We start from the raw sequence: 19,968 nt of genomic DNA, 5'->3' as shown, positions 1-19,968 counted from the left end.
CCTGACCCGACCCGCGATGCAGCGGGCCAGGGCCGCACCCACGCCGGTGGAGGTGCACCTTGGACACTCAGATCGGTATGCGGCCGACGAGAATCCAGCGTCCAGCCCCGCATACGGGAAAACGGGGCCAAGGACTGCTGGCCCTCCTGCGCACCACCGATCACAAGAAGATCGGCATGATGTACCTCGTCACGGCCATGGTCTTCTTCATGATCGGCGGCGTTCTCGCGCTGCTCATGCGCGGCGAACTCGCGAGGCCGGGTCTGCAATTCCTGTCGCAGGAGCAGTACAACCAGCTTTTCACGATGCACGGCACCGTGATGCTGTTGCTGTACGCGACACCCATTCTGTTCGCATTCGCCAATCTCGTACTTCCACTACAGATCGGCTCACCTGACGTCGCCTTTCCCCGGCTGAACGCCTTCTCCTATTGGTTGTTCCTCTTCGGTGGCACGATCGTGGTCGCCTCGCTGCTCACTCCCGGCGGCGGCGCCGACTTCGGCTGGACCGCCTACACACCGCTCTCCCGGGCCGAGTACTCCGTCGGCGTGGGTGGCGACCTGTGGGTCATGGGCTTGATCGTGTCGGGTCTCGGCACCATTCTCGGCGCCGTCAACATGATCACCACCATCGTCTGCCTTCGAGGCCCCGGAATGACGATGTGGCGGATGCCGATCTTCACCTGGAACATCCTGTTCACCAGCGTCCTCGTGCTCGCGGCCTTCCCGATTCTCACCGCCGCGCTCTTCGCGCTCGCCGCCGACCGGCATATCGGCGCGCACGTCTTCGATCCAGCCAACGGTGGCGCGATCCTGTGGCAACACCTGTTCTGGTTCTTCGGCCACCCCGAGGTGTACATCGTCGCGCTGCCGTTCTTCGGCATCGTCACGGAGATCATCCCGGTGTTCAGCCGCAAACCGCTCTTCGGCTACCGGCTCATGGTGTTCGCGACCATGGGCATCACCGCGCTGTCGTTCGTCGTGTGGGCCCACCACATGTTCGCGACGGGCGCGGTACTGCTTCCGTTCTTCTCACTGCTGACATTCCTGATCGCGGTTCCGACCGGTATCAAATTCTTCAACTGGATCGGCACCATGTGGAAAGGCAGCATCACCTTCGAAACGCCGATGCTGTGGTCCCTCGGCTTTCTCGTCACGTTCCTGCTCGGCGGCCTCACCGGCGTGATACTCGCCGCGCCGGCCCTCGACTTCCATGTCACCGACAGCTATTTCGTCGTGGCCCACTTCCACTACGTCCTGTTCGGCACGATCGTGTTCGCGACCTTCGCGGGCATCTATTTCTGGTTCCCGAAATTCACCGGCCGGATGCTCAACGAGCCATTGGGCAAGCTGCACTTCTGGCTGACGTTCTTCGGCTTCCACCTCACCTTCCTCATCCAGCACTGGCTCGGTGACGAAGGAATGCCGCGCCGCTACGCCGACTACCTGCCTTCGGACGGGTTCACCACGCTCAACACGATCTCGACGATCGGCGCTTTCATACTCGGCCTCTCGATGCTGCCCTTCCTGTGGAACGTGGTGCGCAGCTACCGCTACGGGGAAGTCGTCACCGTCGACGACCCGTGGGGCTTCGGCAACTCACTGGAATGGGCGACGTCGTGTCCTCCGCCCCGGCACAACTTCACCGAGCTGCCCAAGATCCGCTCAGAGCGGCCCGCATTCGAACTGCACTACCCGCACCTGGTCGAACGAATGCGACAGGAAGGCCACATCACGCTCACCGGCAGGGCGATCCCGCACGAGGAAGAGGAGCAGATCGAGAGTCCTCACTGAGCACGTGCGAGACTCGGGGCCGTGGCTGACCGAGATCGAGACGACGAGGGGCGCGCCCGCAACGCACGGCCACGAGACGGCCTCGGCCGCCCCCTCCCCTACGGCACACCAGGCGTCGAACGCCAACCGGAGGGCATCGTGCGCACCGCCGACGCCGCGCTCCGTGAAGCACAAACCCTGTTGAACGAGGGAAAGCCGTTCCACGCGCACGAGGTTTTCGAAGACGCCTGGAAATCAGGCCCCGACACGGAACGCGAACTGTGGCGCGGCCTTGCCCAGCTCGCGGTGGGTATCACCCACGCGGCCAGGGGCAACCTCACCGGGGCGGCGTCGCTATTGCGCAGGGGCGCCGACAACATCACGCCTTTCGCGGACGCGCCACCACACGACATCGACATCGCCGGACTGGCGACGTGGGCGCACACACTGGCGGACGGGCTGCCGGGGCGCCACGATCCGCCCGAGGCGGCAACCATCGCCCCCACCTTGCGCGCTCGACAGTGACACGCAGACCACAATGGACCATCAAGACGAACCTGATGTCGCCGGGACGCGCCTGCCCCTCACGTCCCGGCGATCACCCGCTAAGCCCTGACCATGCCGTGCGGGTCGAGCACGAACTTCTTCGCCGCGCCATGATCGAAGTCCGCGTAGCCGTTCGGCGCCTGGCCGAGCGGAAGCACGGTGGCGTTGACCGCCTTCGCGATCTGCGCCTTGTCACTGAGAATCATGTTCATCAGCAACCGGTTGTACTGCTTCACCGGACACTGACCGGTCGTGAACGAATGCGACTTGGCCCAACCGAGCCCGATCCGCACACCGAGCTGGCCGACCTTGGCGTTGTCGTCGACCCCGCCTGGATCACCGGTGACGTAAAGCCCCGGAATACCGAGTGAGGCGCCCGCTCTCGCGATGGTCATGATGTCGTTGAGCACCGTCGCGGGTTGTTCGGCGGCGTCCCTTCCGTGCCCTCGTGCCTCGAACCCGACCGCGTCGACGGCGGCGTCGACCACCGGCTCACCGGTGATCTCCTTGATCATGTCGGCCAATTCGGCCGACTCTCGCAAATCGACGGTCTCGCAGCCGAAGCTGCGGGCCTGTTCGAGCCGTTCGGGAATCATGTCACCGACGATGACGATCGACGCGCCGAGCAGCTGCGCGGCGTGCGCCGCGGCCAGACCGACGGGACCGGCACCCGCGACGTACACGGTCGAACCCGTGGTGACGCCCGCGGTGTAGGCACCGTGGTAGCCGGTTGGGAAAATGTCCGACAGCATCGTCAGATCGAGAATCTTCTCCAGCGCCTGATCCCTGTCAGGGAATGGCAACAGGTTGAAGTCGGCGTAGGGCACCATCACGTACTCGGCCTGGCCACCGATCCAGCCGCCCATGTCGACGTACCCGTACGCCGCGCCGGGCCGGGCGGGATTGACGTTCAAGCAGATACCGGTCTTGCCCTCGTTGCACATCCGGCACCGCCCACAAGCGATGTTGAACGGCACGGAACAGATGTCGCCCTGCTTGACGAACAGAACATCCTCGCCTGCCTCAACCACCTCTCCGGTGATCTCGTGCCCCAGCGTCTGTCCGACGGGGGCGGTCGTTCGACCGCGCACCATGTGCTGATCGCTGCCACAGATGTTGGTCGACACGATTTTCAGGATCGCGGCGTGCGGCGCCTTGCGCGGCAATCCCAGCCCCTGCACGACATCGTTGGGAAGTTCGAGCTTGGGATAGTCGATCGACTCGACGGAAACCTGTCCCGGACCTTGGTATACGACTACTTGGTTTCCCGGCATGTCAAAACCCCTTTGTCTGATCGCCGGTTTTTTGACGCAGTCCGAACGTAACCGCTACCTGTTGGTATGGCCAGGTGCCTCTCAGCCTCCGGCCGTCTTGAACTCGATCTCGGGATACTCGGCGGAAGGACCGTCGAGGATCGGGCTCTTCTTGCCCGCGAGGAACCGCTGGAAAAATGCCGTCGTGTAGTCGAGAACGATGTCCTGCGAGCGGTGATCACCGATGTCGCCGAAGTTCGCCGTCCATGCCTCTGGCGGCATCATCTCGGCGAGGCCCCATTTGCCCGCGCTGCCACCGATGTCGACGAACCGGTAGTGCCCTGCATCGACAAGCCGCAACCACTGGTGCCAGCCGGTGAGCGCGGGCAGAAAGTCGGCCCAGCTCGGATCCTGAACCTCGTCGTGATAGTCGCTGCCGATGACGAGGAACGGCTTGTCCAGTCCCGCTTTCCTCACCGAACCCACGATGAGCCCGTCGAGATCGACACCAGCGTCGAGCCTCGGGTCGTCGGCGAGTGACTGCGCCGCTGTTGAACCCCCGAAGGAGTGACCCATGATTCCGACGCGGTCGAGGTCGAGCGAACGCGCCACCCCGAGCGGCAACGGAGAACGACCCGTGTTCTGCCACTCGGTGAGCTGGTCGAGGACGAAGCCGACATCGCCGACCCTGGTCTCCTGGAGCCGGTTGAGGACCGCGTCGTACTTCTCGCTGAAGGGATCGCCCCCTGCCAGGCAGAAGTCCGGATCGGAGGTGCGGACGAAGCGGCCGTCGGGGAACTCGACACCGTCGGACTCATGGGTGCTGGCCAGCGCGACCACGACGAATCCGTTGCTGGCAAGCCGCTCGTTCAACGCGGTTGTGTCGGTGCGGGACGCGCAAATTCCGTGGTAGAAGAAGACGACCGGCCGGTCACCCGGCAGTGCCGGGGCGCCGAGCAGGCTGTTGGTGGCAGCGTCCTTGACCGCGCCTTCGGGCAGCCCGTAGAAGTACTCGATGGCCGCCGCTTCCTGCGGCTGCGCGTAAGGCGCCGGCTGGTGCCATGGCGAGGGCATGGCCGGGTACCAGACCTGCGCCATCAGCTCCCGGTCGCCGCCATCCGGCGCGAGGTCGTCGACCCGGTTGTCGTCGACGAGGTGCACGAGGCTCGTGCCAGGCTGGTACGGCCCATCGGGTTCGGGCAGGTAGATCTGGTTCCCGTCCTCTTCGGCCGCGGCGGATGCCGGTAGCACGACGGCGCACAGCGCGGCGACCAGCACAGTCGTGACGCTGCGTGAAAAACCCCTGGAAGAACCCATTCCTCGCATACCGGCGATTTTTGCAGACCGTGACGGAAAGGTCACCGAGAGGTCGGGAGATCCGTGCCCTCCATAGTGGACAACCGTGGCGGCGAAGCCGCGCGCCACCGCGTCCGAGCCGGTAGCGTCACATGCGGATTGGTCGCCTACGGGGGTGGACATGACCGCGCACGCCGTCACCACACTGGACACCAACGAACTGCGGGAGATCGACGCCTACTGGAGGGCGGCGAACTACCTGTCCGTCGGGCAGATCTACTTGCTGGACAACCCGTTGCTCGCCGAACCGTTGCGCCGTGAGCACATCAAACCGCGACTGCTCGGCCACTGGGGAACCACTCCTGGCCTCAACTTTCTGTGCGCCCATCTCAACCGGGTCATCAAGCGCCGCGACCTCGACCTCATGTACGTCATCGGGCCCGGTCACGGCGGCCCCGCGATGTGGGCCAACGCGTGGTTGGAAGGCACGTGCGGCGAGGCGTACCCGCACATCGGCCAGGACGTTCACGGGATCAAGGCGCTGTTCAAGCAGTTCTCGTTTCCCGGCGGGGTGCCGAGTCACGTCTCCCCCGACATCCCCGGATCCATCCACGAAGGCGGCGAACTGGGCTACTCGCTTGCCCACGCCTACGGCGCCGCGCTCGACAATCCCGGTCTCGTCGTGGCGTGCGTGATCGGCGACGGCGAAGCGGAGACGGGCCCGCTCGCGACGAGCTGGCACGCCAACAAGTTCGCCAACGCGAGCAGGGACGGGGCGGTGCTGCCGATCCTGCACCTCAACGGATACAAGATCGCCAATCCGACCCTGCTCGCCAGGATGCCCGCCACCGAACTGGACCAGCTTCTGCGGGGGTACGGCTACCTGCCCTACTACGTCGAAGGCAGCGAACCGCAGGCCATGCACCAGGCGATGGCCGTGACGCTGGACGCGGCACTCGACGACATCTCCGAAATCAAGAAGGCGCGGGTCGGGAACCGGCCACGCTGGCCCATGATCGTGTTGCGCTCACCGAAAGGCTGGACCGGCCCTGCCGAGGTCGACGGTGTTCCGGTCGAAGGCACCTGGCGTGCGCACCAGGTGCCGCTTTCGGGCGTGCGGGACAACCCCGACCACCTCGCGCAGCTCGAACGGTGGATGCGCTCGTACGGGCCGGAGCAGTTGTTCGACGTCGAGGGAAGACCCGTCGATCAGGTCAGGGCCGGTGCGCCGACCGGAACCCGAAGGATGGGTGCCACCCCGCACGCCAACGGCGGCGCTCTGCTGCGGCCACTCGACCTTCCCGACTTCCGCGAGCACGCCGTCGACGTGCCGAAGCCAGGCGGTTCGACCTCCGAACCGACGAGGACGCTCGGAAAGTGGCTCCGCGACGTCACAGCGGCCAACCAGTCCGAAGGCAACTTCCGGTTGTTCGGCCCCGACGAGACCGCGTCCAACCGGCTCGACGCCGTATACGAGGTCACCGGAAAACAGTGGCAGGAAAAGGTTCTCGACACCGACGAGAACCTGACCCACGAGGGCAGGGTCGTCGAGGTGCTTTCCGAGCATCTGTGCCAGGGCCTGCTCGAAGGCTATCTGCTGACCGGAAGGCACGGCCTCTTCTCCTGCTACGAGGCGTTCGTGCACATCGTCGACTCGATGTTCAATCAGCACGCGAAATGGCTCAAGGCCGCGCATCAACTGGACTGGCGGCGGCCGATCGGCTCACTCAACTACCTGCTGACCTCGCACGTGTGGCGGCAGGATCACAACGGCTTCTCCCACCAGGACCCCGGGTTCATCGATCACGCGGTCAACAAGAAGGCCGAGGTGATCAGGGTGTACCTGCCGCCGGACACCAACACGTTGCTCTCCGTCGCCGATCACTGCCTTCGCAGCAGGGACTACGTCAACATCGTCGTCGCAGGCAAGAACGAACAGCCCGACTGGCTCAGCATGGAAGAGGCCATCCTGCACAACACGCGGGGCGCCGGCATCTGGGAATGGGCGAGCACCGACACCGACGGCGAACCCGACGTCGTGCTCGCGTGCGCGGGCGACGCGCCGACGCTGGAGGTGCTCGCGGCGACAGCCATGCTCAGGGAACACCTGCCGGAGCTGAAGGTCAGGGTGGTCAACGTCGTCGACCTGATGCGGCTGCAACCGGACACCGAACATCCGCACGGCATGACCGACAGGGAATTCGACACCCTCTTCACGCCGGACAAGCCGGTGATCTTCGCCTATCACGGGTATCCGTGGCTCATCCACCGGCTCACCTACCGGCGCACCAACCATCACAACCTGCACGTCCGCGGCTACAAGGAAGAAGGAACCACGACAACGCCATTCGACATGCTCGTCGTCAACGACATGGACCGGTTCAAGCTGTGCGTCGACGTGCTCGACCGGGTGCCGGGGCTCGGACCGCGCAATGCTCGCCTCCGGCAGGAGCTCGTCGACAAGAGGACGCGCCACCACTCGTGGATCAGGGAGTACGGCGAGGACATGCCCGAGGTCCGCGACTGGGCCTGGCCGTACTGATCGGAGTTCCGCAATGTACGTGCTGGTGGTCAACGCGGGTTCGTCCAGTCTCAAGGTGCGGTTGCTCGGCCCTTCCGACGAGGTGGTCGGCAAACTCGACCTCGACTCGTGGCAAGGAGCGCACGAGACCGAGGAGCTTGCGAACTTCGTCGCGGGACTGGAGCGAGTCGACGCCGTCGGCCACCGGATCGTGCACGGCGGTACCGAATTCACCGCACCTGCCGTCATCGACGAGCGGGTGAGGCAGGCCATCGCCGGCCTCACCGAACTGGCTCCCCTGCACCAGCCGCGAGGGCTCGCCGGTATCGACGCCGTCGCAGACGTGCTCCCCGGCAAACCGGCCGTCGCCTGTTTCGACACCGCGTTCCACGCGAGCCTTCCGGACGCGGCAGCCACCTACGCTCTGCCGAAGACGTGGAACGAGCGATGGTCGCTGCGCAGGTACGGCTTCCACGGGCTTTCCCACGACTACGCGAGCCGGAGGGCTGCCGAACTGCTCGGAAGACAGGTCACCGACCTGCGGTTGGTGACCTGTCACCTCGGGGCTGGCGCGTCGCTGGCCGCCGTCGGCGAGGGGCGGTCGCTCGACACCACGATGGGTTTCACCCCGTTGGCTGGCCTGGTCATGGCAACCCGGACCGGCAGTGTCGATCCCGGTCTCGTGTTGTGGTTGCAGGAACACGCGGGGCTAGGAGCCGACGAGGTCGGCGAGGTGCTTGAGCACGAATCCGGGCTCGCCGGGCTGTCGGGAGGTTCCGGCGACATGCGCGAGGTGATCGAGGCCGCCGACGCGGGAAATCCTGCTGCCACACTGGCTTTCGACGTGTACATCCACCGGTTGCGCAGGGAGATCGCGGCGATGACGGCAGCGCTGGACGGCATCGACGCGCTCGTGTTCACCGGCGGCGTCGGCGAACACAGCCCGAGAGTCAGGGCGGCCGCGCTGGCCGGACTCGGCTACCTGGGAGCCGTCATCGACGAGGGGCGCAACGAGCAAGCAACGGCGGATGCCGACATCACCGCGGCAGGGGCCACCGTCAGCACGCTCGTCATCACGGCAAGGGAAGACCTGGAAATCGCACAGCACACCAGGAAGGCACTCACCGGTTAGCCGGGAACCTGGGTCGAAGGGCGGCTGTTTCTTATCCGAGCGTCAGGCTTCCTCGTCGTTGTGGCGCGCCCAGTGTCCGCCGAGTTGTGTGCGCAGGTCGCTCATCAACCACCGAGCCTGACCACCCGGCGTCGTGTAGAGCGGCTGAACCTTCTCATCCTGCCACCAGCGCAGCAACGTCGTCCGATGCACGCCCAGCAGACGAGCGGCATCACCGGTTCCCACCGGCCTCTCCTCACGCACCATTTTGCACTAGTTTGCCATCAAACCCTGACGCTTGCATCTATTACTGTCGGATGCATCTTATGCAGCGGTCAGGGGGTGCGCGGTCGCCCGATAGGCAGGACACAACGTGGCCCACACATGACAAACGCCCCGGTGAGCCTGTTTTCGCAGGTCACCGGGGCGTTTTACGTCGTGTGGCGGGTGAGGGATTCGAACCCCCGAAGGCTGAGCCGTCTGATTTACAGTGCGGTGTCCACACGTCTGCTGACCTGCTTTTTTAGGTCGAACTCCCGGGATCTTGGGACATATTAGGGACAGTCGCGCCACCACAGCACGGCGATCAGGACGTGCAGCGTCAGGCTTCTTCGTCGCTGCCGCGTGCCCAATGTCCGCCGAGCTGCTTGCGTAGGTCCGTCATCAGCCAGCACGCAACCCCCGAGAGACCTTCCACCCGCGAAGAAGGGTTCACCGAAGCGGAACTCAACTGGGCAGCCAAAGCCCAACGCCTTGGCGCGGCCCTCTACCGCCCCAGACAACCCCGCTACGTCCTCAAAGGCGGTGCGGAATACGTATGGCAGCAAGTACGCGACCACATCACCCAACGCATCGAAGCCGGGCAACTCGGTCCGCGGTTGCCCAAACGCCAGACCCTCGCCCACGAGTACGGCGTCAGCGTCAGCACCGTCAACCGCGCAATCCACGAACTCGCCGAACAAGGCCCGAGTCATCAGCTACCCAGCAAGGGCACCGCCATCGCTAACCACAGCACTGTTGAATTTCCTGCTAACAGATCAAATAATCGGCTCAAAGGCCGTGTTCGATAACGCCTACCTTCAGCTAGCAGTTTTGGCAGGAGGTCCAGTCCAGTCACTTCTGGCGACCATAGACAGACGACAAGGAGGCCTCGTCAGGCTGTAACGGTACTTCGCTCTATGCGATGGCTAGCGTATCCACCGCAGAAGCGAGGCTCTGATGACGACTCCCGAAGGCAACACACTTCCAGAACAACCCGATCTACTTGGCCCTCCGGCCAACGCTGACGAGCTTCTCGCTGAAGCTGCCCCCTGGTTCGGCGAGACCGCAAACAACGTAATGACTCGGTCACTTCCATTTGTGCGCTCATTCTTCGGGGAAGCTGAGAATTACCCTGCGGTGGCAACCATCTTCAATCAGGGTCTTAGTGATTTAATCGGCCTTCTGATCGAGTTATCACACGGCAACGGTAGATCGGCAGTTCGATCGGCTCGCTCATTGATCGAGCATGCGGTGAATATTCGAGATGTCGAATCGACCCCGGGGAGAGCGCAGCGCTATCTTGACCATTTAGGCTTCGGTGCAAAGTTCGCGAACGACTTCTCTCTCGGTCTCGACTTACTAACCAGGAGCCAAAAGAGGAAAGTAACCAGGCAGCGGGCTCACACACTAAAGAAGGCTAGCCGGGAACTTGATAAAGCTACTGAAAAATACGGGAAAGGTTTTCGCAGAGGATGGTCAGAAGAGAACCTGAAGGATCGGTGCGAAAAGTTCAATCTTCTGCATCTCTATCCCGCGTATCAACTAGCATCCTTGATTATCCACGGCGCGCCGGGCGGGATCCTGGGCCTGGTGCGAGAGATAGAAGGACACCGAGTGCACCGGACTGGCATAGCTATTCATCTTTGCCCGTTCGCATACATAGCAGGCATCGAGGCCGCGAAGGAGATAGCCAGCACCGTCGGACGCCAGAGACCTGACCTTGATATTCAGCCTCAGATTTCCGCCCTTGACACCCTAAGGAAACGTTGGCCACAGTATGTGGAAGCAGCAAACAAAGTTGATAAGAAAATCTGGCCAAAGTCCCCTCCGCGTCATGCTACCGCCATCCTTGCCGTAACCAGGAGTGGCGGGCGAAGATGGTACTGGTTCGACCCGCAAACAGAAATTGTGATTGAGTCTAATGCGCCAAACTTGACCGACGAACAAGAGGGCCGAGTATCCGAACGAGTTTCTTCGATCGTTGATTCCCCGGAGAATTTCTTTGTAAACGGTCGAAATTTCGCGACTGTATGCCTCGAAGAAACCCTAATAGTTACACCTAATCCCGACGCGCCAGCCCTGCCAGCAACTGCCATCATGCTCGCCCCCGAGGAAGCGAAATTTATGCATCAGTACACGATTCACCCAAACGGCACAGTCGAGTAGCGATAGCTCCAACCACATGCGGCAACGCCTTTCGGTTTGCCGTTTCCCGCGTCCACCGTGTCGGCGTTTTCAGTCTTTGTTTATCAAGCTAAGCAGGCACAGTGTTCGAAGGCACTCCCCCTGTGCAGAAAGTTCGCACCTGCTCCACCGCGACCTGGTAACACAAAGCGTTCGTACCTGGGACAGTTCTTGCCATGTGGGGGCTGATGATCAGTCCTGGGCAGGCCCACAACGGATGTGACTCGGGCAAGGGTTCCGGGTCGACCACGTCGAGTGCGGCGCGGAGGCGTTCGGCTTGTAGTTCCAAGACAAGTGCTTCGGTGTCCACGATCTTGCCGCGCCCGGCGTTGACGAGCAGGGCGCCGTCCGGCATCGCTGCAAGGAAGGTTTTGTCGACCAGGCCGCGAGTGTCGTCCGTGAGTGGTGCCGTGATGACCACGACGTCGTGATCAGGCAATAGGCGCGGGATGTCCGCGGGGCCATGGACACCTTCCCGGGCACGGCTGGCCACGAGGGTCGGCACGGCGTCGAACACTGGGAGGCGACGCGCGACCGCCATTCCGATGCTTCCGGCCCCGACGATGAGCACTCGGCTTCCGGCGAGCGTGTCCGCGCTGACTCTCCGGTGTGCCCACACGCCCGCCTGCTGGAACCTCACCAGCGCGGGCCATTGGCGGTACAGGCACAGGATCGCCGAGAGAACCCACTCCGACACCGGTCCCGCTTGCGCGCCGCGCGCCGTCGACAACGTCACGTAAGAGGGCACATCGCTCGCCCACTCGTCCGCTCCGGCCGACAACAGTTGCACCATCCGCAAATCGGGCAACTGCTTGAGGAGCGGTATCGGCCGGTGACTGCTGCGGTACGGCGGGATCAACACCTCAGCCCCCCGGTGTTCGACCGGTAGCGGCTCGTTGGGGTCGTAGGTCAGCACCTCGACGCCCTCAAGCTGGGACAGCAACTCGACGCCGACCTTGTCGTCGGGCTCGTTGCTCACCAGGACTCGCACAGCACTCCTCACTTGGCGTTTTCGGTCTTGCGTACTTCTTCGATCAGGCGCCGCGCCTGCTCCTGCAACGGCTCACTGGAAGCCGAGTTGTCGACCACGACGTGTGGCACCGGCGGACGTAGATCAAGGTCGATGCCGTCGAGGTATCCGGACCAGTCGGCGAGCTTGGCCGCATCGCGCGCCGCGCCACGGTGCCGAACATAGGTGTGCATCGTCTCGGCATCGCAGTACAACCACACGAACGTCACTGTCGCGCCAAGGTCCTTGCAGGTCGCTTCGGTCCGGTGAATCCACGCCGGGTCTGCGAACTCCCGAACGAACGGCGCCGTCACGACCGAACCCGTGCCGCATTGCAGGTTCTCCGTCACCGCGTTGATGAGCGATTCGTACTCGCGAGGACGGATCGTCGAGACGTACAGCTCCGACTCACGGTCGTGAGGCGAGAGGCCGACGACTTCGAGCGCGGCCTCGACGACCGGGCGGGTCAACGTGTCCTTGTCCAGTAACGGCCAACCTGTCTCCCGCGCGACGATCCGCCCCAGCTCCGACTTGCCGCTCCCCGCGTATCCGCCGATCAGCACGACGTGCGGTGTCGCCGGACGAGGGCGCTCCTGGGCTTGCTCCGGTGCGCGGACCATCCGCCCGACCCTCGACTTGCTCTCGACAAGCCCGTCCTTGATGAGCAGGTTCATCGCGTCGTTGATGACGAACGTGCTCACTCCCCACTCGTCGGCAAGCTCCCGAGTGGAAGCCAGGCGCTGCCCATCCCGGAGAACTCCGGCCTCGATCTGGTTGCGGATGTTGCGGGCCACTTGCTGGTGAAGCGGGTCCGATCGGCTCACTGACGAACGCGGGCGAGACATGCGACTCCTAGCAGCTCTGGTGCGGTTACCAACCAGAAGATACCAGATGAAATCAGGAAAGTAGCTGGTCAAGAACTTCTTTTGATCTTTATTTGCCCTACCAGTTGCCCAGCAAACATATCAACTGATAGCTTCTTGGTGGTCCGAGTCACGGACGACAACATCAGCCAAGAAGGAGACCCCAATGCGGTCCGCACACATCAGCCGCCGACAGGCCGAAGCCTCGTTCGACGGGTTGGATGCCGACGTTTTCGCCGTCCAGGACGCTGCGGCGAGGGCGTCGGACTACACCGGTTACACCGACGAAGAGAGGGAGATCGACGCGCTGATCGCGTCGGTTGACGAGGAGCTGGCCGCCGCGACGCTCGCGGCGAGCGTCCGGGTTACCCATTCCTTCACCGACACCCGCCGTGCTCACCGGACGAACCGGCGCGCGGATCGGACCGTGCTGCGCTCGTTGCCGACGCGGTTCGACCTGGGCGAGGTCGCCTCTTCCGAGAGCGAGGCCGCGTGATGACTGGGGATTTTGCTTCGCTGCCAGGGATTCACCAGGCTCACGAGCAGGCACGGGACGAGTTGCGTCGGGCGGATACGAAGGCGACCACGCTGCTTTCGCTGGTCGGTGCGGCACTGGCCGGGGTGATTGCGTTGAGCGCTCAGCAGACCTCGGTGGCCGCGATTGTGGCACTGTGGCTGGCTTTCCCGCCCGTGTTCGCCGCCGTGCTGGTGCTGCTGGCAGCCATCCGGCCGCGCCTTTCGCAGTTCCCGACACCAGGGACGTGGTTGCACGCGGCCCACAACGGCCCCGCGACGCTGCTGGAAGCCTCCAGCCACGCGGCCACGCACAACCTCGCCACGCATACGGCGGAGATCGCGTCGATCGCGGTTGCGAAGTACCGCCGCATTCAGCGTGCGATTGAGCTGCTGTTCACCGGGTTGTGCCTGCTCAGCGTTGCTCTGCTGTTGGCGGTGCTGACATGACCGTTCGCCTTCACGTTGTTGACCCCGGACCGGCGGCCCACTCCGCCAAGAACAAGCCCACCGGGCCGGGACTCCCCATGACCGCAGCTAGCGATTCGGAGAGGGACCCCATGGTAGGCAACAACGCCCCGTGCGGCTTGCCCGAACAGTGGCCGTGCGCCGTCCGCCCCTGTCCCGGTTGCTTCGGCACCGGTGTGAAGGCGGTGGCCTGATGAACACGCAGGTAGTCATGGTCCTTGGCGGTCTCGCGCTGCTGGGTGTGTTCAGCATCTGGCGTTCGGGGCGTAAGTCGGCCATCAAGGCACAGCGCGGGGTGCGGGAAGTGACTCGGATGACCGGAAACGCGCTGCGCACGCTGGTCACGGCCGCTGTGATCACCGCTGTTCAGTGGGCCGTCATCGCGTGGTGGCCGAACACGACGGCACTGGCCATCGTGTTGGTGTTGCCGGCACTGTTGGCCGGGGCCGCCATCGCTCGCCTGCTTGCCGTGACCGAGGTCGTCACCTCGACGCGAGGGGGCCGCTGATGGGTACCGACGCCAAGCACCTGCCCCTGTCGCAGGCTGAACGGCTCAGACAGGACGCCGAGACAGCCGCAGAGGTCCGGGCACTCGCCAACCATCCCGATGTCGTCGCACTGCGGGTGGAGAAGGTACGCACGCAGGTCGACGCGGCCATCTGGGTCGGCATCCTGCTCGGGCTCGCCTTCACCATGGTCAACGTCCAGAGCTTCGCGGCGGCCGGTGCCGCCGTGTTCTCGATGGCGTGGATAGCCGCGTGGCTGCTCGATCCGATGGTGTCGCTCGTGCTGATCGCGGTACTGCGGGCCGAGCAGATCACGGCCCGCTACCAGGTCGAGACCGGCAAATGGGTGCACCGCACGAAGTGGTTCGCGTTCCTGGCGACCTACGTCATGAACACGTGGCAGTCGTGGGCGACGTTGCACCTGTCCGGGATCGTGCTGCACTCCGTGCCCCCGGTGCTGGTGTTCCTGGCAGCCGAGACCGCGCCGGTGTTGCGGGACAGGCTGACCGAGGCCGTGCACCGGGCCGCGATGCCCGCGTTCACCGGACAGGAGCGGGAGACCGAACCCGAGGACGCTTCCGAGGCCCCCGCCGTATCCGCCCCAGCCAAGCCGACCGCTCGCCGCAAGCGGAGCACCCCGCGCAAGCAGGGACGCAAGCTGCTGGCCGATTACCTGGCCGAAGCACGCGCGGCCTGGGCTCCGGGAATCGAGGTCACCCCCGCGTGGGTCCGGTCCGTCTGCCCCGACGCATCGCGCGGCACCTCGAAGAACGTCGCCGACGCGCTTGCCGCCGAGACCGTCACCGCGCCCATGTCGCTCCCGACTCGCAACCAGCTCGCCACGGAGGAGGCCGCCTGATGACCACCACCGCCGATCACACCCCCGAACCCGTGAACAACCCCGAGGTCATCTCTGTGAACGCTGATCCCTCAGTCCGTGAACACCAAGCCCTGAACACCGAACCGGCCCGCAAGGATGGGCGAGCGGTGAACGGCAACGTGGTGGAGTTCCGGCCCGGCACCACGAACGCCACTGACGTTGTGCACGCCGAGATCGTGGACGAACCCGCCAAGACCACGACGCAGGTCGATCCGGTGCCACACAAGCCGTCGTGGTGGGAAACCGTTGGTGACGCCACCGCTCGACCGCTGGTCGCGTCGTGGCTGCTGTCGGCGGAGGAGTTCAAGTCGCGGGCCGCGTTCCTTGTTCGCTACGCCGGGCACACGACGGCTTTCCACGCGCTGCGCGTTCCCGTCTACGTTCCGGCCGCGCTCCTCAAGGCGCCGGGCGCGTTGGTCCGGCACGGCGCCCGGTTGCGGAACTGGGTGTTCGACGCGGAAAGCAAGCCGGTGCGCATGGATGCCCGTGAACGCAAGGACTTCAAGGAATACATGGCGCTGCGCGAGGCGCGTAACGACACGGTCCGCAAGCGCATGGGTCCGGTGATGCTGGCCGTCATCGTGCTGGCCGCGCTCGTGTATCTCGCGGTCATGTTCGTTGCGCCGTTCTGGAACTGGGCCGCAATGCTGGTGACGCTCTGCCTCGTGGGCTGGTTCGGCGCTCCCAAGGACAAGCCCGTCGCGGGCCGCGCGGTGGATTCGGCGAAAGCCCCTCGGCTGACTTCCGCGATGATCGAGGACGCACTCGGCGCGCTCGGGATCGCTGGAATCAACCAGGCCATCGCGAAGGGACGCGGGATCGCGTTCCCCTCCCCGATCATGCGGGACGGCCCGGGTTGGCGCGCCGACATCGACCTGCCGCCCGGGGTCACCGCTGGCGACGTCATCGACCGCCGCGAACGGCTCTCTTCCGGCCTGCGCCGTCAACTCGGGTGCGTGTGGCCCGAGGGCGACGCGAGCGTGCACGAGGGGCGCCTGGTGCTGTGGGTCGGTGACAAAGACATGTCCACCACCAAACAGGCGCCGTGGCCGTTGGCCAAGCCGGGCGCCACCGTCGACCTGTTCAAGCCTCAGCCCTTCGGCACCGACCAGCGCGGCCGGTGGGTGCCCATCACCCTGATGTTCTCCTCCGGTGCGATTGGTGCGATTCCGCGGATGGGCAAGACGGTGGCACTGCGGGAGTTGCTGCTCATCGCGGCGCTGGACCCCCGCGCGGTGCTGTATGCCTACGACCTCAAGGGAACCGGTGACCTGTCACCGCTCGCGGCCGTGGCGCACGGCTACGGGGTGGGTGACGACCCGGAGGACATCGAAACCGCCGTGGTCGAGCTGCGGCAACTCCGGGACGAACTGCGGCGGCGGGCGAAGGTCATCCGCAACCTTCCCGAGGACGTGTGCCCGGACAACAAGGTCACGCCCGCCCTGGCCTCGAACAAGGAACTCGGGCTCGCGCCGATCGTGATCGGGGTGGACGAGTGCCAAGTGTGGTTCGAGCACGGCGAATACGGCGACGAGTTGCGCGAGATCTGCACCGACCTCGTGAAGCGTGGTCCGGCGCTGGGCATCACGTTGCTGCTGGCAACCCAGCGCCCGGACGCGAAAGCCATCCCGACCGACATCTCGGCGAACCTGTCCATCCGCTACTGCCTCAAGGTCATGGGGCAGACGGAAAACGACATGGTGCTCGGGACCTCGCAGTACAAGAACGGAGTGCGCGCCACGACGTTCGCCTGGTCGGACAAGGGTATTGGCTACCTGCGCGGCGAAGGTTCTGACGCGCAGATCACCCGCAGCGTCTACCAGGATGGTCCTACCGCCAAGCGCATCGTCGCCGGGGCGCGGAAGCAGCGGGAGGCGCTGGGCAACATCACCGGCTACGCGGCAGGCGAAAGCGTCGACGTCGAGGCCGCGCGGGTGGACACGCTGGCCGACACGCTGTCGGTCTTCGGCAAGGGCGAGCAGAAGTTGTGGTCTGACGTGATCGTCGCGCGCCTTGCCGAGCTTCGGCCCGGCACCTACGGAAAGTGGACGCCCGCGAACCTGGCCACCGCGCTCAAACCGGATGGCGTGAAGCCCAAGCAGGTATGGGCCACCGACCCGGAAACCGGCAAGGGCAGCAACCGCAACGGCTACACGCGGGACTCGCTCAGCACCGCGCAAGGTAACCGAAAGTAGCGGCAAACGGGGTCGGTGGCGGCCCGGCTCTCTAGACCGGGCCGCCTCTAGACCTAGACCCCGCCTCTAGACCAGAACAGGCATCTCACCAGGAACCTAGATCTCTAGGCGGCCTCGCTCCGACCTGCCGAATTCCCGGCAACGGGCCATTCCGCGGCTTCGGTCTCAGCCCTAGGGCTGAGCTTCCACGCGCCGACCAATAGCTACTCAGTGTGATCAATCAAAGGGACCCGTGATGACTTCGCACCACGCATCCGAACCGGTCAACCCACTGCTCGACAGGGCTCTCTACCTGGCAACCATGGGCTGGGCTGTCTTCCCGCTCGCGCCCGGCACCAAGCGCCAACCAGCCGTCAAGAACTGGGAAGAACGCGCCACCACCGACCGCACCAGGGTTCGCCGCTGCTGGTCGGTGAATCGCTGGAACATCGGTGTGGCGACCGGGCCTTCCGGCCTGGTCGTCGTCGACCTCGACCTGCCCAAGGACGGCGACACCGGCCCTGCCGGAGCGGACGCGCTCGCCGCACTGGCCGACGAACGAGGCGGCCCGCTGCCACCCACCTACACGGTCACCACGCCGTCAGGTGGCTGTCACCTGTACTACCTGGCACCGGCCGGAACCCGGTTGCGCAACACCGCGAAGCACATCTGCGCCAATGTGGACACTCGCGCCGGAGGGGGCTACGTCGTCGGCCCCGGATCGGTCACCGACCTAGGCGCCTACGAACTCGCTGACGACAGGGACCCGGTCGAACTCCCGGGGTGGTTGGTCCAAGCCTGCGCCGAACGGCCCGCAGCGGCCACCTCACGGCCCGTTGAGATCCGTTCCGCGCGCACCGATTCCTACGGCGCAGCGGCACTGCGGGGTGAGGTCGAACGCGTCCGCTCCGCCGGACCAGGCACCTACAACGGCGTGCTTTCCTCCGCCGCGTACACGATCGGCCGGAAGGTCGGCGCGGACCTCATCCCGCACCCCGTCGCACGAGCCGAACTCATCGCGGCCGGAGAAACCCTGATCGGCTCCGAGCACTGGCCACCCCACGCCCGGGAAGTCGCCCGTGTTGTCGACGCCGGGCTCGCCGCCGGTGCCGCCAACCCGGTAGCCCGCCGCAGGAAGGCTGCCTGATGACCACAGTGGACACCGCCGTATCCGCCATTGATGCCGCCATCGGCGAACCCGGCACGTGCTACAAGTGCGGCCGGTCACTGGCCGAATCGCCCTCGGCTGACTTCTGCTCGGAGAACTGCCAGAACGTCTGGCGCCGCGAGAACGTCACCGTTCCGCCGGGGCACGACGTGCTCGACCGGGTAACCCAGTTCGTCTCGCGGTTCAACATCTTCCCGTCCGAGCACTGCGCGCCCATGCTCGCGCTCTGGTACGCACACACCCACGCGGCCCAGCATTTCTACGTCACGCCGCGCCTGATCCTGTCCTCAGTGGAGCCAGGGAGCGGCAAGACGCGGGTGCTCGAAGTCGCGCAGTTCCTTGTCAAAGCACCGGAAATGACCATCTCCGCTACCACAGCCGCACTGTTCCGCATGGTCAACGACGGCCCGATCACGATTCTGTTCGATGAGGTCGACACCATCTTCAACCCGAAGTCGGGAGGCAACAACGAAGACCTGCGCGGTCTGCTCAACGCCGGATACAAGCGCACGGCGACCATCGCACGCTGCGTCGGAGACGCCAAAGCCATGAAGGTGCAACGGTTCCCCGTCTACGCGCCCGCCGCGCTCGCCGGACTGGCCGGGAACATGCCCGACACCATCACCACCCGTGCCATCACCGTGCACATGCAACGCCGACGCGAAGACGAAGAGGTCGAGGAATTCTGGGAAGAGGAGGTCGAAGCCGAGGCAGCACCGTTGCGGGACACGCTCGCCGCGTGGGTGGAATCGGTGTCCGACAAGGTCAGCAAGGGCCGTCCGGTGATGCCCAGCGGCGTGCGCGACCGAGCCGCCGAGATCTGGCGGCCCCTGATCGCTCTGGCCGACGCGGCAGGCGGCACCTGGCCCGAGACGGCGCGCGAAGCGTGCACGCACTTCGTGGCCGTCGCCAACGCCGACCGCAACGGCGGAGGGCTGCGCCTGCAACTGCTGTCCGACCTGCGTGACCTGTTCACCGCACGAGGCACCGACAAGCTCACCTCCAACGAGATCGTCAACGCCCTGTGCGCCCTGGACGAGGCTCCCTGGGCCGACCTCAACGGCAAGCCGCTCGACTCCCGCCGACTCGCCCGAGAACTCAAGCCCTACGGCGTCGAATCGCAGAACGTCAAGCAGGCCAACGGAACCGTAGCCAAGGGCTACCGCGTCACCGGCCCGGCCGGACTCGCCGACGTGTGGAACCGCTACCTGCCCACTGCCGCTACGTCCGCTACCTCCGCTACATCGCAGGTCAACCAGGTAGCGGATACGGGACGGGTAGCGGACGCGAACGCTACCGCCGGAACCGGGTAGCGGACGTAGCCGCTACCTCCCTACCGTCCGCTACCCACCTGACCAGGCAAGTAGCCCAGGTAGCGGAGGTAGCGGACATAACCGGCCGTTCGTTTGCTCCGGCGCCCCACCCTCAGGCGCCGCCAACCTT

Annotated in this window: 18 protein-coding genes; 13 read left to right on the top strand and 5 right to left on the bottom strand. The window is 65.0% G+C overall.

Annotation, left to right across the window (positions count from 1 at the left end; translation table 11 throughout):
• The first annotated feature begins 59 nt into the window (after positions 1-59).
• Both ctaD and BAY61_RS02505 read left to right on the top strand, forming a co-directional pair.
• A complete protein-coding gene (gene ctaD / locus BAY61_RS02510; RefSeq protein WP_091801999.1) occupies positions 60-1,793 on the top strand; it encodes an aa3-type cytochrome oxidase subunit I in 1,734 nt (577 codons plus the stop codon).
• A gap of 21 nt (positions 1,794-1,814) precedes the next feature.
• On the top strand, positions 1,815-2,297 hold the full coding sequence (locus BAY61_RS02505; RefSeq protein WP_091801996.1) for a DUF309 domain-containing protein: 483 nt from the start codon (positions 1,815-1,817) through the stop codon (positions 2,295-2,297).
• Between the two features lie 80 nt (positions 2,298-2,377).
• On the opposite strand, the gene fdhA is transcribed toward BAY61_RS02505, so the two are convergent.
• Together fdhA and BAY61_RS02495 are read right to left on the bottom strand one after the other, a co-directional pair.
• Positions 2,378-3,592 carry a formaldehyde dehydrogenase, glutathione-independent gene (fdhA, locus tag BAY61_RS02500; RefSeq protein ID WP_091801993.1) on the bottom strand — a complete coding sequence of 405 codons (1,215 nt, stop codon included), beginning with the start codon at positions 3,590-3,592 and terminating at the stop codon, positions 2,378-2,380.
• A gap of 81 nt (positions 3,593-3,673) precedes the next feature.
• Entirely contained in the window at positions 3,674-4,849 is a 1,176-nt protein-coding gene (locus BAY61_RS02495) for an alpha/beta hydrolase family protein (RefSeq protein WP_170140126.1), read from the bottom strand.
• A 199-nt stretch (positions 4,850-5,048) separates the two neighbouring features.
• Between BAY61_RS02495 and BAY61_RS02490 the strand changes: the two genes are divergently transcribed.
• Positions 5,049-7,409 (top strand): phosphoketolase family protein, encoded by a 2,361-nt coding sequence (locus BAY61_RS02490; RefSeq protein ID WP_091801987.1) that lies wholly within the window; start codon positions 5,049-5,051, stop codon positions 7,407-7,409.
• A 13-nt stretch (positions 7,410-7,422) separates the two neighbouring features.
• Entirely contained in the window at positions 7,423-8,520 is a 1,098-nt protein-coding gene (locus BAY61_RS02485) for an acetate/propionate family kinase (protein WP_091801984.1), read from the top strand.
• Positions 8,521-8,562: 42 nt separating this feature from the next.
• Here the strand turns inward: BAY61_RS02485 and BAY61_RS02480 are convergent, their stop codons facing one another.
• Complete coding sequence (locus BAY61_RS02480) at positions 8,563-8,745, bottom strand: MerR family transcriptional regulator (RefSeq protein ID WP_091801982.1); 183 nt, start codon at positions 8,743-8,745, stop codon at positions 8,563-8,565.
• Positions 8,746-9,092: 347 nt separating this feature from the next.
• Between BAY61_RS02480 and BAY61_RS02475 the strand changes: the two genes are divergently transcribed.
• On the top strand, positions 9,093-9,569 hold the full coding sequence (locus BAY61_RS02475; RefSeq protein WP_245865717.1) for a GntR family transcriptional regulator: 477 nt from the start codon (positions 9,093-9,095) through the stop codon (positions 9,567-9,569).
• 148 nt (positions 9,570-9,717) lie between these two features.
• Positions 9,718-10,926, top strand: coding sequence for a DUF5677 domain-containing protein (locus tag BAY61_RS32735; protein ID WP_143021362.1), 1,209 nt, complete (start codon positions 9,718-9,720; stop codon positions 10,924-10,926).
• A gap of 88 nt (positions 10,927-11,014) precedes the next feature.
• On the opposite strand, the gene BAY61_RS02470 is transcribed toward BAY61_RS32735, so the two are convergent.
• Positions 11,015-11,923 carry an NAD(P)-dependent oxidoreductase gene (locus BAY61_RS02470; RefSeq protein ID WP_245865714.1) on the bottom strand — a complete coding sequence of 303 codons (909 nt, stop codon included), beginning with the start codon at positions 11,921-11,923 and terminating at the stop codon, positions 11,015-11,017.
• 20 nt (positions 11,924-11,943) lie between these two features.
• Positions 11,944-12,777 (bottom strand): GntR family transcriptional regulator, encoded by an 834-nt coding sequence (locus tag BAY61_RS02465; protein ID WP_245865712.1) that lies wholly within the window; start codon positions 12,775-12,777, stop codon positions 11,944-11,946.
• Between the two features lie 205 nt (positions 12,778-12,982).
• Between BAY61_RS02465 and BAY61_RS02460 the strand changes: the two genes are divergently transcribed.
• From BAY61_RS02460 to BAY61_RS02430, 7 genes are all read left to right on the top strand, one after another.
• On the top strand, positions 12,983-13,312 hold the full coding sequence (locus tag BAY61_RS02460) for a hypothetical protein (protein ID WP_091801977.1): 330 nt from the start codon (positions 12,983-12,985) through the stop codon (positions 13,310-13,312).
• Positions 13,312-13,779, top strand: coding sequence for a Pycsar system effector family protein (locus BAY61_RS02455; RefSeq protein ID WP_245866326.1), 468 nt, complete (start codon positions 13,312-13,314; stop codon positions 13,777-13,779). Before BAY61_RS02460 ends, BAY61_RS02455 begins: the two co-directional genes overlap by 1 nt.
• 211 nt (positions 13,780-13,990) lie before the next feature.
• Positions 13,991-14,305, top strand: coding sequence for a hypothetical protein (locus BAY61_RS02450; protein ID WP_091801971.1), 315 nt, complete (start codon positions 13,991-13,993; stop codon positions 14,303-14,305).
• The gene (locus BAY61_RS02445; RefSeq protein ID WP_091801968.1) at positions 14,305-15,162 is read left to right on the top strand and encodes a hypothetical protein; all 858 of its coding nucleotides are present in this window, start codon (positions 14,305-14,307) and stop codon (positions 15,160-15,162) included. The genes BAY61_RS02450 and BAY61_RS02445 overlap by 1 nt, the downstream gene beginning before the upstream one ends.
• Positions 15,162-17,378 (top strand): FtsK/SpoIIIE domain-containing protein, encoded by a 2,217-nt coding sequence (locus BAY61_RS02440; RefSeq protein ID WP_091801965.1) that lies wholly within the window; start codon positions 15,162-15,164, stop codon positions 17,376-17,378. Before BAY61_RS02445 ends, BAY61_RS02440 begins: the two co-directional genes overlap by 1 nt.
• 235 nt (positions 17,379-17,613) lie before the next feature.
• Positions 17,614-18,504: a bifunctional DNA primase/polymerase gene (locus BAY61_RS02435; RefSeq protein ID WP_091801963.1), complete on the top strand. Its 891-nt coding sequence runs from the start codon at positions 17,614-17,616 to the stop codon at positions 18,502-18,504.
• Positions 18,504-19,838 carry a DUF3631 domain-containing protein gene (locus tag BAY61_RS02430; protein ID WP_091801961.1) on the top strand — a complete coding sequence of 445 codons (1,335 nt, stop codon included), beginning with the start codon at positions 18,504-18,506 and terminating at the stop codon, positions 19,836-19,838. Before BAY61_RS02435 ends, BAY61_RS02430 begins: the two co-directional genes overlap by 1 nt.
• Positions 19,839-19,968 lie beyond the last annotated feature (130 nt).

Source organism: Prauserella marina (assembly GCF_002240355.1).
GTDB classification, from domain to species: domain Bacteria; phylum Actinomycetota; class Actinomycetes; order Mycobacteriales; family Pseudonocardiaceae; genus Prauserella_A; species Prauserella_A marina.
This window is presented reverse-complemented; position numbering and strand designations above follow the sequence as displayed.

Bases quoted from the DNA above. Each gene is read 5' to 3' on its own strand.
- fdhA (WP_091801993.1), bottom strand. From the start codon at position 3,592: ATGCCGGGAAACCAAGTAGTCGTATACCAAGGTCCGGGACAGGTTTCC.
- BAY61_RS02490 (WP_091801987.1), top strand. From the start codon at position 5,049: ATGACCGCGCACGCCGTCACCACACTGGACACCAACGAACTGCGGGAG.
- BAY61_RS02485 (WP_091801984.1), top strand. From the start codon at position 7,423: ATGTACGTGCTGGTGGTCAACGCGGGTTCGTCCAGTCTCAAGGTGCGG.
- BAY61_RS32735 (WP_143021362.1), top strand. From the start codon at position 9,718: ATGACGACTCCCGAAGGCAACACACTTCCAGAACAACCCGATCTACTT.
- BAY61_RS02460 (WP_091801977.1), top strand. From the start codon at position 12,983: ATGCGGTCCGCACACATCAGCCGCCGACAGGCCGAAGCCTCGTTCGAC.
- BAY61_RS02455 (WP_245866326.1), top strand. From the start codon at position 13,312: ATGACTGGGGATTTTGCTTCGCTGCCAGGGATTCACCAGGCTCACGAG.
- BAY61_RS02450 (WP_091801971.1), top strand. From the start codon at position 13,991: ATGAACACGCAGGTAGTCATGGTCCTTGGCGGTCTCGCGCTGCTGGGT.
- BAY61_RS02445 (WP_091801968.1), top strand. From the start codon at position 14,305: ATGGGTACCGACGCCAAGCACCTGCCCCTGTCGCAGGCTGAACGGCTC.
- BAY61_RS02440 (WP_091801965.1), top strand. From the start codon at position 15,162: ATGACCACCACCGCCGATCACACCCCCGAACCCGTGAACAACCCCGAG.
- BAY61_RS02435 (WP_091801963.1), top strand. From the start codon at position 17,614: ATGACTTCGCACCACGCATCCGAACCGGTCAACCCACTGCTCGACAGG.
- BAY61_RS02430 (WP_091801961.1), top strand. From the start codon at position 18,504: ATGACCACAGTGGACACCGCCGTATCCGCCATTGATGCCGCCATCGGC.